The sequence below is a fragment of the Pseudomonas sp. FP453 genome, assembly GCF_030687495.1.
Taxonomy (GTDB): Bacteria; Pseudomonadota; Gammaproteobacteria; order Pseudomonadales; family Pseudomonadaceae; genus Aquipseudomonas.
The window spans coordinates 1384556-1398093 of the sequence record NZ_CP117435.1 but is presented as its reverse complement, the minus strand read 5'-3'; the positions used below and the strand labels follow the sequence as shown (position 1 = coordinate 1398093).

Sequence of the window (13538 nt, the reverse complement as noted above, 5' to 3'; positions counted from 1 at the left end):
GTCTTGATCATTTTGCAAAGACCTCCAGCAATCGGGGCGCAATTCTATCCAATGGGCGAATTTCAACAGCGGCATCTATCGCCGCCGCCGCTTTGGGCATGCCATACACCGCGCAGCTCTGCTGATCCTGGGCGATGGTCAAATATCCTTGTTCACGCATGAGCTTGAGCCCCTGGGCGCCGTCGCGCCCCATGCCGGTCAGCAATACGCCGACCGCGTCGCCGTTCCAGTGGCTGGCGACGCTCTCGAAAAACACGTCGATGGACGGCCGGTAAATCTCGTTCACCGGCTCGGCGGTGTAGGCCAGGGTGCCATTTTTCAGGAGCCGGATATGGTGGTTGGTGCCGGCCAGCAACACCACGCCACTTTGCGGCGGCTCGCCTTCGCGGGCCAGGCGTACCGGCAGGCCGGAGGCGCTGCTCAGCCATTCGGCCATGCCGGCGGCAAACACCTGATCCACATGCTGCACCAGTACGATGGCCGCGGAAAAGTCCCGGGGCAAGCCCTTGAGCAGGATTTCCAGGGCGGCCGGGCCGCCCGCCGACGAACCGATCGCCACCAGGCTCTCGCGTTTGCCGGTCGCCCGTTGCGGCGTTGTTTCCGCCCGCACGCGGCTGCCGCGCTGGCCGATCAGCCAGCCAATATTGAGGATCTTGCGCAGCAACGGCGCCGCCGCGTCCTTCGGGTTGCCCACGCCAAGCGCCGGCGTGTCCACCACATCCAGGGCGCCGTGGCCCATGGCTTCGAAGACACGGCTGACGTTAGCCTGACGGTCGACCGTGACAATCACGATAGCGCATGGCGTCTCGGCCATGATCTGGCGAGTCGCCTCCACGCCGTCCATCACCGGCATGATCAGGTCCATCAGGATCAGGTCCGGGGTCACTTCAGCGCAACGCTGCACCGCTTCCAAGCCATTGCTCGCCACCCACACAACCTGATGGGCCGGCTCGAAACTCAGGGCACGGCGCAAGGCCTCCACGGCCAGGGGCATGTCATTGACGATCGCAATCCTCATCCCCGTGCCCCTCCGATCAGCTCCATCACCGCGTCGAGCAAGGCGTCGTCGTGGAAACTGGCCTTGGCTAAATAATAGTCGGCGCCAGCGTCGAGGCCACGACGGCGGTCTTCTTCGCGATCCTTGTACGACACCACCATCACCGGCAGCGATTGCAGGCGACTATCACGACGCAACAGTGTGACCAATTCAATACCGTCCATGCGAGGCATATCAATATCAGTGATCAACAGGTCGAAATCCTCGGAGCGCAAGGCATTCCAACCATCCATGCCATCCACCGCCACCGCGACTTCATAGCCACGATTGAGCAGCAATTTGCGTTGCAGTTCCCGCACCGTGAGCGAGTCATCCACCACCAGCACGCGTTTGCGCGGCGCTTCGGTGGCCTGCTGGCTGCGCCGGGCGATCCGCTCCAGGCGGCCGGTGTTGAGCAGTTTGTCCACCGAGCGCAGCATGTCTTCGACATCGACGATCAACACCACCGAGCCGTCGTCCAGCAAGGCGCCGGCAGAGATATCCTGGACCTTGCCCAGGCGATCATCCAGTGGCAACACCACCAAGGTGCGCTCGCCGATAAAACGTTCCACGGCAATCCCGTACACCGCATCGCGCTCGCGGATCACCACCACCTTCAACGTGTCCGACGGGCTCTGGCCGGCCGGGCGCTGCAACAACTGGCTGGCGGCGACCAGGCCGACATGCCGGCCCTCGTGCCAGAAATGCTGGCGGCCTTCCAGTTGCACGATGTCGTCGGGCGCCAGGTCGCACATGCGTTCGATATGCGCCAGCGGGAACGCGTAGGCTTCTTCGCCAACTTCCACCACCAGGCTGCGCACTACCGACAAGGTCAGCGGCACCTCCAGATGGAAACGGCTGCCCTGCCCCGCCGTCTGCTCCAGCACCACCGCGCCGCGCAGTTGGCGCACCATATGTTGCACCGCATCCAGGCCGACGCCGCGCCCGGACACCTCGGTCACCTTGTCGCGCAGGCTGAAACCCGGCAGGAACAGGAAGGTCAGCAGCTCCTCTTCGCTCAGGCGCAGCGCCGTTTCCAGCGGCGACAAGTGCCGATCGACGATGGTGCCGCGCAGGCGCTCCAGGTCCACGCCATTGCCGTCGTCGCTCAATTCCAGCACCAGCAGACCGGCCTGGTGGGACGCGCGCAGACGAATCAGACCTTCCGCCGGCTTGCCCGCCAGCAGGCGCTGCTCGGGCATTTCAATGCCGTGATCGACGGCATTGCGCAATAAATGGGTGAGCGGCGCTTCGAGCTTTTCCAGCACGTCGCGGTCGACCTGGGTCTTTTCGCCCTCGATTTCCAGGCGCACCTGCTTGCCCAGGCTGCGGCCAAGGTCGCGGACCATGCGCACTTGCCCGGCCAATACGTCGGCAAACGGGCGCATACGGCAGGCCAGCGCCGTGTCGTAGAGCACTTGGGCGCGCTGCCCGGCCTGCCAGCCGAACTCGTCCAACTCGGCGGTCTTTTCCGCCAGCAGGGCCTGGGCTTCACTCAACAAGCGGCGGGTATCGGCCAGGGCTTCCTGGGCTTCGAGGTTCAGGTCCAGGGTCTTCAGTTGCCCGTCCAGGGTGTCCAGGGCGCGGGCGCTCTGGCTTTGGATGCGCTTGAGGCGTTGCATGCTGGACAGGTAAGGCTTGAGCCGCTGGGTTTCCACCAGGGATTTGCTGGACAGGTCCAACAGGCTGTTCAGCCGCTCGGCGGTCACGCGCAATACGCGCTCGCCGCCTTCGGTCATGCGTCGATTCAAGCGTGGCGGCTCAGCGGTGACCGGCGGCGCGGGTTCGGGCTCGGATGGCAGCTCTTCAACGATGGGTGCGGGTTCGGGTTCGGGCACAGGCGGCACTGGCGGCGACACGGCTTTGACCGGCGCCTGGGACGGATCGAGCAAGCGCTCCATCAACGCCACATAGGCTTCGATATCCGCCGGGCCGACGGTGTTGCCCGGCGTGGCGATGCGCATCAGCAGGTCGGTGCCTTGCAGCAACGCGTCGATATGTTCGGGTTGCAGGTACAGCCGGCTTTCCTGGGCGCTGACCAGGCAATCCTCCATCACGTGGGACACGCTGACCCCGGCATCCACCCCGACAATCCGCGCCGCGCCCTTGAGCGAGTGGGCCGCGCGCATGCAGGCTTCAAGCTGGTCGGCCTGGGTCGGGTTGCGCTCCAGGGCCAGCAGGCCGGCGCTGAGCACCTGGGTCTGGGCGTCGGCTTCCAGGCTGAACAGTTCCAGCAGCGAGGCGTCGCGCATCTGGTCGGGGGTCATGTGAGGCTCCGGGTCACGGCAGACAACAATTGCGCCTCGTCCAGCCAACGCAGGCTGCGGCCTTTCCACTGCAACACACCTTGGGTAAAGCGCGCGCTGGCCTGGGTGCCCGAGGCCGACGCCGCCTTCAAGGTGCGTTCGTCGATGGCGTGGATGCCGTCCACTTCATCCACCGGCACCACCACCGGGCCGTCCTGCGCGGCGATAATCAACATGCGCGGCATGATCCGCCCACCACTGGCGCCATTGGTCGTGGCGTCCAGACCCAGCAACTCCACCAGCGACAGGCACGCCACCAGCGCGCCGCGCACATTCGCCACGCCAAGCAAGGCGCGGGAGCGCTGGTGCGGCAGGGAATGAATCGGTTGCAGCGGCGCCACTTCCACCAGGCAACGGGTGGCGATGCCCAGCCATTCCTCGCCGAGACGGAACATCAGCAGGGAACGCGTGACCACGTCTTCGCCGATTTCCACGGCGGCGTGCGGGCGATGGTCGTCCTGCTGCAACGCGTAGCGGTCCAGCAGCCGCGTGGCAGCGGCGGAGTACACCGCGCAGTTGCGGCAGTGGATATGGTCCGCCAGCAAGGGGCAGGATTTGTCGCCATGGATGCCGATGCGGTTCCAGCAGTCGTCGATGGCTTGGGTGTCGGCCAGGGTCAGGTCCAGGCCAGCGGTGTCGAGCGCGTGTGGGCTACTCATCGTTTGGACTCACTGTCAGCTCGCTCGCTACGCGCGGCACGCGCCTGCAAACGGCGCGCCCCCGCACTGTCGCCCTGGGATTCAAGCAACGCGGCCAGGTGCATCAGGGCCTGCGGGTGCTGGGGTTCCAGGTACAAGGCTTTGCGGTAAAACCCCTGGGCTTCCAGGGCACTGCCGGCCACGTCGCTGAGCAGCCCCAGCCAGTAAAACACCTGGGCGGCCGGCGGATGGTTGCTCAAATAGCGTTCACACGCGGCGCGGGCCTCGGCGCTTTTGCCTTCGTTGGCCAGGGTAGCGATCTGGCTGAGCAGATCCGCCGCGTCGGACGGCGGCGCCTTGATCGGCACCACCTGGGCACTGAACGTGCTGAACGGGCGCGGCTTGACCGGCAACGCCGCCGCACTGCGCAGCGGCGGCGGCGCGGGGATCGGCGCAAACACCGGCTCCGGCTTGACCGGCTCGACATGCCGGCTGAACGCAAACGACTGCGGCACGCCAATCGACTTCATGCCATGGCGCCCCAGCAGGCTGCCCTCGGCCGGGCCGATAAACAGCACGCCGTCCTCGTGGGTCAGGCCCTTGAGCACATCGAACACTTGCTTCTGGGTCGGCTGGTCGAAGTAGATCAGCAGGTTGCGACAGAACACAAAGTCGTAGCTCGCCTCGTTCGCCAGCAGCGTCGGGTCAAGCAGGTTGCCGACTTGCAGGCGCACTTGCTCACGCACGCGCTCGCTGATGTGGAAGCCGTCGGCGGACTCATTGAAATGGCGGTCGCGAAACTCGATGTCGGCACCGCGAAACGAGTTCTTGCCATACACCCCGCGCCGCGCACGCTCCACCGACAACGGGCTGACATCCAGGCCCAGCACCTTGAACTGGTGCGGCGCCAGGCCGGCATCGAGCAAGGCCATGGCAATCGAATAGGGTTCTTCGCCGGTGGAACACGGCAGGCTGAGGATGCGCAGCGCACGCATCTGCTTGATCTCGGCCAGGCGCGCCTTGGCCAGGCGGGCCAGCGTCGCAAAGGATTCGGGATAACGGAAAAACCAGGTCTCGGGGACGATCACCGCCTCGATCAGCGCCTGTTGCTCGTCATGGGAGCGTTGCAGTTGCTGCCAGTATTCATCGGCCGTCTGCGCCTGCACGGCCTGGCTGCGCTGGCGCACGGCGCGCTCGATGATCGCCTCGCCGACGGAGGCGACGTCGAGGCCGATGCGTTCCTTGAGGAAGTTGAAGACGCGCGGGTCGCTGCTCATACGCTCAACTCGGCAGAGAACAGCAAGGCGCGCACATCGTCGGTGAGCAAGTCGCTGACGCCAATCCATTGCATCAGGCCCAGTGCATCTTCACGCACCGGCCCCAGGTACGGCGCCTGGCGGTTGTCCAGGCCATAGGGCTGGAACTCCGCGGGGTCGCAGCGCAGGGTGTCGGTGGCCTGTTCGAGGATCAGCCCCAGCCAGCGCGGTTCAACCTCGTCGTTCGGCTGGTAATTGACCAGCACCAGCCGCGTGCTGGTGCGCGCCTGGGCCGGGGCGCCAAAGGTCAGCGCGCTGAGGTCGATCACCGGCACCAGCGCGCCGCGATGGGCAAAGATCCCGGCGACCCACGCCGGCGCATGGGCGATGGGCTTGAGTGGCAGGCGCGGCAACACCTCGGCCACTTCCGTGGCCTTGAGGGCGTAGCGTTCGCTGCCGATATGGAACACCAGGAACAACGCCTTTTTCGCTGCCGGGACGGCGCCGCGTTTAGCCGCGAGGTCGCTCATCAGACTTTGAAACGCGACACGCCGCTGCGCAGACCGACCGCAACCTGGCTCAGTTCATCGATCGCAAAGCTGGCCTGGCGCAGGGACTCGACGGTCTGGCTGCTGGCATCGCCCAACTGCACCAACGCATGGTTGATCTGCTCGGCGCCGGTGGCCTGGGCCTGCATGCCTTCGTTGACCATCAGCACCCGCGGCGCCAGGGCCTGTACCTGATGGATGATCTGCGACAGCTGCTCGCCGACCTGCTGCACTTCAAACATGCCGCGGCGTACTTCTTCGGAGAATTTGTCCATGCCCATCACGCCGGCGGACACCGCCGACTGGATCTCGCGCACCATCTGCTCGATGTCGTAAGTAGCCACGGCGGTCTGGTCGGCCAGGCGGCGCACCTCGGTGGCGACCACGGCGAAACCGCGCCCGTATTCACCGGCCTTCTCGGCCTCGATGGCGGCGTTGAGGGACAGCAGGTTGGTCTGGTCGGCGACCTTGACGATGGTCACCACCACCTGGTTGATGTTGCCGGCCTTCTCATTGAGGATCGCCAGCTTGGCGTTGACCAGGTCGGCGGCGCCCATCACCGAGTGCATGGTTTCTTCCATGCGCGCCAGCCCTTGCTGGCCGGAGCCCGCAGCCACCGACGCCTGGTCGGCAGCGGTGGAAACTTCGGTCATGGTGCGGACCAGATCCTTGGAAGTGGCGGCGATCTCACGCGATGTTGCGCCGATCTCGGTGGTGGTGGCCGCTGTTTCAGTGGCGGTGGCCTGTTGCTGCTTGGAGGTGGCGGCAATCTCGGTGACCGAGGTGGTCACCTGCACCGACGAGCGCTGGGCCTGGGACACCAGGGCCGTCAGCTCGGTCATCATGTCGTTGAAGCCGGTCTCGACCGCGTTGAATTCGTCCTTGCGCTCCAGGTTCAAGCGCTTGCTCAGGTCGCCGTCGCGCATGGTGCCGAGGATTTCGACGATGCGCTGCATCGGCGCCATGATCGCGCGCATCAGCAGCAGGCCGCACAGGCCAGCCGCCAGGATCGCCACCGCGAGGGACAGGAACATGCTCAGTTTGGCGGCAGAGACCGCATCGTCGATGGCGTTGGTCGCACGATCGGCGACGTTCTTGTTTTCGGTAATGATGTCATTGAGCTTCATGCGGCCTGCGGTCCAGGTCGGCGTGAGCTGGCTGTCGAACTCCTTGCGCGCGGCCACCAGGTCGCCGCGTTGCAGGCTGTCGAGCACCGTGGACAGGCTCTTGTTGTAGGCCTGGTGCAGGCCTTCGAAGCGGTCGAACTCGGAACGGTCCTCGCTGCCGGCGATGGTTTGGGCGTAGTTGCTCATCTGCTGCTGGATGCGCGCCTCGAAGGACTTGAACTCGGCCTTGTCGGCGTCGCTGAGCTTCTTGTCTTCGCGCAGGCCCAGCAATTCGAGGGTTTGCAGGTAGCTGTCGACCCAGGCGCTGCGGATCATCGAACTGAGGTAAACCCCCGGCACCGCGTCGTCGCGCACGGCGACTTCACTGTCTTCGATCTTCAACAACCGTGAATAAGAGACCACAACCATTAACAGCATGATGGCGATAATGACCGCAAAACTTGCCAAGATCCGTTGGCGCAGGGTCCAGTTCTTCACAGTAATTCCTCGGAGGGCCATTCAAATGGAGGGGAGTATAGCTGAGCAGAAGCCCTCATTAATCAACGGGTTTTGATGGAATGCTCACATAATCCAAAAACAACCCGGGTAGCTGCCCTCCTACGGAACAAAGCCTGACTCGGTAAAAAACTGTGGGAGCGGGCTTGCTCGCGAGGGCGGTGGGTCAGCCAGCACATTCAGTGACTGAAACACCGCATTCGCGGGCAAGCCCGCTCCCACATTTTGATTCCTGTTGTGTCAGTGATTACGAGTTCAGGCGCACCTGTTTTTCCAGTTCGGCCTTCAGGCCCGGCTCTAGCTTGAGCTGGCGCGCCAACTCATCGAGGTAGGCCTTTTCCATAAAGTTTTCCTCGTCCACCAGCATCACGCTGGCGATGTACATCTCGGCGGCCATTTCCGGAGTGCCTGCCGCGCGGGCCACGTCGGCCGGGTCCAGGGGTTTGTTGAGTTCGGCATGGAGCCAGCTTTGCAGCTCGCGGTCGTTGTCCAGCTTGGTAAATTCGCCTTCGATCAACGTACGCTCGCGCTCGTCGACATGGCCGTCAGCCTTGGCGGCGGCGACCAGGGCCTTGAGGATGGCCTGGCTGTGTTGCTCGACCTGGGCTGGCGGCAAGCGGTCGATAGTTTGCGGCTCGCCCTTGGGCGCAGTGGCCTGTTGCGCCTGCCAGTTGCCGTAGGCCTTGTAGGCAATCACGCCCAACGCGGCCAGGCCGCCGTAGGTCAGGGCCTTGCCGCCGAACTTGCGCGCCTTTTTATTGCCCAGCAGCAGGCCCATGGCCCCCGCCGCCAGGGCGCCACCGCCCGCGCCGCCGAGCAGGCTGCCCAGGCCACCACCACCAAGCAAGCCGCCCAAGGCGCCTTTATCGTCCTGTTTACGCTGGCCGCCAGCCTTGTTTTGCAACATGTCCTGGCCAGATTTGAGCAGCTGATCGAGCAATCCACGGGTATTCATTCGTAGCCTCCAGACACTTGGGTTCATAGGACCAATAGGCCCCCAGCGTAAAACTAAGTGCCAAAAAGCCCCGATCTAGAGTGCTTCCAGATGTAACGCGACGACCCTTCGCTAAAACCGATATACACTCGAACAAATCTATAAAAACACCCCACTGGTAATTCCAGCATGATGACCTTGCGTCAAATCCGGCACTTTATCGCCGTGGCCGAGACCGGATCGATCTCGGCCGCTGCGCAGACCGCCTTTATTTCCCAGTCCACACTGACCCTGGCGATCCAGCAACTGGAGCAGGAAATCGGCGTCAACCTGTTCAACCGCCACGCCAAGGGCATGACCCTGACCCACCAGGGTCATCAATTCCTGCGCCAGGCCCACCTGATTCTCGCCACCGTCGATAACGCCAAGCGCAGCCTGCAACAGAGCACCGACCAAGTGGCCGGGCAGTTGATCATCGGCGTGACCAGCCTGGTGGCCGGTTATTACCTGGCGGATCTGCTCACCCGCTTCCAGCGCGCCTACCCCAATGTGGAAATCCGTGTGATGGAGGACGAGCGCCCGTACATCGAACATTTGCTGGTCAGCGGCGAAATCGACGTCGGCGTGCTGATCCTTTCCAACCTCGAAGACCGCCACGCCCTGCAAACCGAAGTGCTCACCCACTCGCCGCACCGCCTGTGGCTACCGGCGCAACACCCGCTGCTGGAGCACGACAGCATCAACCTCGCCGATGTGGCGCGCGAGCCGCTGATCCAGTTGAACGTCGATGAAATGGGCCACAACGCCCAGCGCCTGTGGGCCGGCGCCGGCCTACAGCCACGCGTCACTTTGCGCACAGCTTCCACCGAAGCCGTCCGAAGCCTGGTGGCAGCGGGCCTGGGCGTGTCGATCCAGCCCGACATGACCTACCGCCCCTGGTCACTGGAGGGCGACATTATTGAAGCGCGGCCGATTGCCGACCTCAGCCAGACCCTCGACGTCGGCCTGGCCTGGCGCCGTGGCACCGCGCGGCCGGCCTTGGTCGACCCGTTCCTGACGGTCGCGCGCGAACAGCCGCACCCACGCAAGCCATCTATTTAATCGAATGCTGCATTCAGTATTTAGTATTTGTTGACCTCGCGCCTGACCTCTAGTCTCTGTGCATCCATAAGAGAAAGGTCAGGCCCTCGTAAGAGAACGCCCATGGCCACACAAGAAAAGAGATCGCGAAAAATGTCCGGCGCGCCCACCCCGCTGCTCACTGCGTTGCTGATCGACGGCGAACTGGTCCAGGGCCAGGGGTTTGCCGAGCCGATCCTCAACCCGGCCACCGGTGAAGTCCTCACCCAGATTGCCGAAGCCAGCACCGAGCAAGTCGAAAGCGCGATCCTCGCCGCCCACCGCGCCTTTGCCGGTTGGTCGCGGACCACGCCGCAACAACGCTCGAACATCTTGCTCGGCATCGCCGATGCCATCGAAAAACAAGCCGATTACCTCGCCCGCCTGGAAGCCCTGAACTGCGGCAAGCCGTTGCACCTGGCGCGCCAGGATGACCTGAGCGCCACCGTCGATGTGTTCCGCTTCTTCGCCGGTGCGGTGCGTTGCCAGACCGGCCAGCTCAGCGGCGAATACCTGCCGGGCTACACCAGCATGGTGCGCCGCGATCCGATTGGTGTGGTCGCCTCGATTGCGCCGTGGAACTACCCGCTGATGATGGCCGCGTGGAAAATCGCGCCCGCCCTGGCGGCCGGCAATACCCTGGTGTTCAAACCTTCCGAGCACACGCCGCTGTCGATCCTCGCCCTGGCACCGGCCCTCAGCCAACTGCTGCCGCGCGGGGTGATCAACATTCTGTGTGGCGGCGGCGAAGGCGTCGGCAGCCATTTGGTCAGCCACGGGAAAGTGCGCATGGTCTCGCTGACCGGCGATATCGTCACCGGGCAGAAAATCCTGCAAGCCGCGTCGAAAACCCTGAAACGCACGCACCTGGAACTCGGCGGCAAAGCGCCGGTGATCGTGTGCAACGACGCCGACCTGCAAGCCGTGGTCGAGGGCGTGCGCGCCTATGGCTACTACAACGCCGGCCAGGATTGCACCGCTGCCTGCCGCATCTACGCCCAGGCCGGGATTCACGACAAGTTGGTCGCCGAGCTGGGCGCAGCGGTCAGTAGCCTGCGCTTTGCCGGCAAACGCGATGCCGACAACGAGCTCGGCCCGCTGATCAGCACGCGCCAGCGCGACCGCGTGGCCAGCTTTGTCGAACGCGCCCTCGGCCAGCCGCATATCGAACGCGTGACCGGCGCCGCCGTGCATTCCGGCGCCGGCTTCTATTACCAGCCGACGCTGCTGGCCGGCTGTAAACAGAATGATGAAATCGTCCAGCGCGAGGTGTTCGGCCCGGTGGTCACCGTGACCCGCTTCGACGAACTGGAGCAGGCGGTGGACTGGGCCAACGACTCCGAATACGGCCTGGCGTCCTCCGTGTGGACCCAGAACCTGGACAAGGCCATGCAGGTCGCAGCCCGCCTGCAATACGGCTGCACCTGGATCAATAGCCACTTCATGCTGGTCAGCGAAATGCCCCACGGCGGTTTGAAGCGCTCGGGGTATGGCAAAGATCTGTCCAGCGATTCGCTACAGGACTACAGCGTGGTGCGCCACATCATGGCGCGCCACGGCCAGCATCTCTAAAACAACAACTAAGCTCATGCGTCACCGGTTTGCGAAAAACTGCCCCGACCATAATTAAAGAAGAGGGAACCCCCATGTCCGCGCACAAGACCGCACTGCTCAGTGCCCTGGCCACCGCGCTGCTGGCCAGCGCCAGCCTGCAGGCCGCCGAACCGCTCAAGGCTGTAGGCGCTGGCGAAGGCCAGCTGGATATCGTCGCCTGGCCCGGTTATATCGAACGTGGCGAAAGCGACAAGGCCTACGATTGGGTCACCGGTTTCGAGAAGGAAACCGGCTGCAAGGTCAATGTGAAAACCGCCGCCACCTCTGACGAAATGGTCAGCCTGATGGCCAAGGGCGGCTATGACCTGGTCACCGCCTCGGGCGATGCTTCGCTGCGTTTGATCGTGGGCAAGCGCGTACAGCCGATCAACACCGCGTTGATCCCCAACTGGAAGAACATCGACCCGCGCCTCAAGGATGCGCCGTGGTACGTGGTTGGCCAGCAAACCTACGGCACCCCGTACCAGTGGGGCCCGAACGTGTTGATGTACAACACCAATGTGTTCAAGACCGCGCCCACCAGCTGGAACGTGCTGTTCGACCCGCAAAACCTGCCGGACGGCAAGCCGAACAAGGGCCGCGTGCAGGCGTATGACGGCCCGATCTACATCGCCGACGCCGCGCTGTACCTCAAGTCGACCAAGCCGGAACTGGGTATCCAGAACCCGTATGAACTGACCGAAACCCAATACAAGGCCGTGCTCGACCTGTTGCGCGCCCAGCAACCGTTGATCCACCGCTACTGGCACGACACCACCGTGCAAATGAGCGACTTCAAGAACGAAGGCGTGGTGGCGTCCAGCGCGTGGCCATATCAGGTCAACGGCCTGGTCAACGAGAAGCAGCCGATTGCGTCGACCATCCCCAAGGAAGGCGCCACCGGCTGGGCCGACACCACCATGTTGCACAGCGAGGCCAAGCACCCGAACTGTGCCTACAAGTGGATGGACTGGTCGCTGCAACCGAAGGTGCAGGGCGACGTGGCGGCCTGGTTCGGCTCGCTGCCGGCGGTGCCTGCGGCGTGCAAGGAAAGCGAACTGCTCGGCGCCGAGGGTTGCAAGACCAATGGTTTCGACCAGTTCGACAAGATCGCCTTCTGGAAAACCCCGCAGGCTGAGGGCGGCAAGTTTGTGCCGTATAGCCGCTGGACCCAGGACTACATTGCGATCATGGGCGGCCGCTAGTTCCTGAACACAAGGAGCTAGCTTGTTGGGAGCTGGCTTCTGTGGGAGCCGGCGGTTCGACGCCTCGACTTGCCCGCGATGCAGGCGCCTCGGTGTGTCTGTTACACCGAGGTGATGCCATCGCAGGCAAGCCAGCTCCCACAGAAGCCAGCGCCCACATTGCTGACCGCCTTCACCGATATCCGTTTTTTCAGAAGTCCAGGCCGGGCCGCTGCGACGACCCGTGCCTTTTCGGAGCACCGCACCATGACGCTTGCAGTCCAATTCACCCACGTTTCCCGTCAGTTCGGCGAAGTGAAAGCCGTTGACCGGGTTTCCATCGATATCCAGGACGGCGAGTTCTTTTCCATGCTCGGCCCTTCCGGCTCGGGCAAGACCACGTGCCTGCGCCTGATCGCCGGGTTCGAGCAACCGAGCGCAGGCTCGATCCGTATTCATGGCGAGGAAGCCGCAGGCTTGCCGCCGTATCAGCGCGACGTAAACACCGTGTTTCAGGATTACGCGCTGTTCCCCCATATGAATGTGCGCGACAACGTGGCCTATGGCCTCAAGGTCAAGGGCGTCGGCAAGACCGAGCGCCTCAACCGTGCCGAGGAAGCCCTGGGGATGGTCGCCCTCGGCGGCTACGGCGAGCGCAAGCCGGTGCAACTGTCCGGCGGCCAGCGCCAGCGTGTGGCCCTGGCCCGCGCCCTGGTCAATCGCCCACGGGTATTGCTGCTGGATGAGCCGCTGGGTGCCCTCGACCTCAAGCTGCGCGAGCAGATGCAAAGCGAGCTGAAAAAGCTGCAACGCCAGCTCGGCATCACCTTTATCTTCGTGACCCACGACCAGACCGAAGCGCTGTCGATGTCTGACCGGGTGGCGGTGTTCAACAAGGGCCGCATCGAACAGGTCGATACCCCACGCAACCTGTACATGAAGCCCGCTACCACCTTTGTCGCCGAGTTTGTCGGCACCTCCAACGTGATTCGCGGCGAGCTGGCCCAGCGCCTCAGCGGCAGCGCCCAGCCGTTTTCGATCCGCCCGGAACACGTGCGTTTTGCCGAAGGCCCGCTGGCGGCTGGCGAAGTGGAAGTCAGCGGCCTGCTGCACGATATCCAATACCAGGGCAGCGCCACGCGTTATGAGCTGAAACTGGAAAACGGCCAGGCGTTGAACATCAGCCAGGCCAACAACCAGTGGCTGGACATCAGCAGCGGCCATCAGGTCGGCCAGTCGATCACCGCGCGCTGGGCCCGTGAAGCCATGACGCCACTGACCGATATCGCAGGCGAGGTGTGA

The 13538-nt window shown here is 63.9% G+C and carries 11 protein-coding genes; 4 read left to right on the top strand and 7 right to left on the bottom strand.

Translation table 11 applies throughout. From position 1 onward, the window contains the following. Nucleotides 1-7: 7 nt before the first annotated feature. The 7 genes from PSH87_RS06265 to PSH87_RS06235 all read right to left on the bottom strand — a co-directional run bounded on the left by PSH87_RS06265 (nucleotide 8) and on the right by PSH87_RS06235 (nucleotide 8361). Nucleotides 8-1018: a chemotaxis response regulator protein-glutamate methylesterase gene (locus PSH87_RS06265; protein ID WP_017738221.1), complete on the bottom strand. Its 1011-nt coding sequence runs from the start codon at nucleotides 1016-1018 to the stop codon at nucleotides 8-10. Beyond that, nucleotides 1015-3303, bottom strand: coding sequence for a hybrid sensor histidine kinase/response regulator (locus PSH87_RS06260; RefSeq protein WP_017738222.1), 2289 nt, complete (start codon nucleotides 3301-3303; stop codon nucleotides 1015-1017). Before PSH87_RS06260 ends, PSH87_RS06265 begins: the two co-directional genes overlap by 4 nt. Beyond that, nucleotides 3300-4001, bottom strand: a complete 702-nt coding sequence (locus tag PSH87_RS06255; RefSeq protein WP_305432900.1) for a chemotaxis protein CheW — start codon at nucleotides 3999-4001, stop codon at nucleotides 3300-3302. Before PSH87_RS06255 ends, PSH87_RS06260 begins: the two co-directional genes overlap by 4 nt. Next, nucleotides 3998-5257, bottom strand: a complete 1260-nt coding sequence (locus PSH87_RS06250; RefSeq protein ID WP_305432899.1) for a protein-glutamate O-methyltransferase CheR — start codon at nucleotides 5255-5257, stop codon at nucleotides 3998-4000. Before PSH87_RS06250 ends, PSH87_RS06255 begins: the two co-directional genes overlap by 4 nt. Continuing rightward, nucleotides 5254-5766: a chemotaxis protein CheW gene (locus tag PSH87_RS06245; protein ID WP_207039845.1), complete on the bottom strand. Its 513-nt coding sequence runs from the start codon at nucleotides 5764-5766 to the stop codon at nucleotides 5254-5256. Before PSH87_RS06245 ends, PSH87_RS06250 begins: the two co-directional genes overlap by 4 nt. Then, a complete protein-coding gene (locus tag PSH87_RS06240; protein WP_305432898.1) occupies nucleotides 5766-7388 on the bottom strand; it encodes a methyl-accepting chemotaxis protein in 1623 nt (540 codons plus the stop codon). The genes PSH87_RS06245 and PSH87_RS06240 overlap by 1 nt, the downstream gene beginning before the upstream one ends. A gap of 265 nt (nucleotides 7389-7653) precedes the next feature. Then, nucleotides 7654-8361, bottom strand: a complete 708-nt coding sequence (locus PSH87_RS06235; protein ID WP_017738227.1) for a tellurite resistance TerB family protein — start codon at nucleotides 8359-8361, stop codon at nucleotides 7654-7656. Between the two features lie 168 nt (nucleotides 8362-8529). Here PSH87_RS06235 and PSH87_RS06230 point away from each other — a divergent pair, with 168 nt between their 5' ends. The 4 genes from PSH87_RS06230 (at nucleotide 8530) to PSH87_RS06215 (ending at nucleotide 13538) form a co-directional block, all read left to right on the top strand. Further along, nucleotides 8530-9441, top strand: a complete 912-nt coding sequence (locus PSH87_RS06230) for a LysR family transcriptional regulator (RefSeq protein WP_012722545.1) — start codon at nucleotides 8530-8532, stop codon at nucleotides 9439-9441. 132 nt (nucleotides 9442-9573) lie between these two features. Beyond that, entirely contained in the window at nucleotides 9574-11031 is a 1458-nt protein-coding gene (locus PSH87_RS06225; RefSeq protein ID WP_017738228.1) for a gamma-aminobutyraldehyde dehydrogenase, read from the top strand. 74 nt (nucleotides 11032-11105) lie between these two features. Continuing rightward, nucleotides 11106-12257: a putative ABC transporter substrate-binding protein YdcS gene (gene ydcS, locus PSH87_RS06220; RefSeq protein ID WP_305432897.1), complete on the top strand. Its 1152-nt coding sequence runs from the start codon at nucleotides 11106-11108 to the stop codon at nucleotides 12255-12257. 246 nt (nucleotides 12258-12503) lie between these two features. Next, nucleotides 12504-13538 (top strand): ABC transporter ATP-binding protein, encoded by a 1035-nt coding sequence (locus PSH87_RS06215; protein WP_305432896.1) that lies wholly within the window; start codon nucleotides 12504-12506, stop codon nucleotides 13536-13538.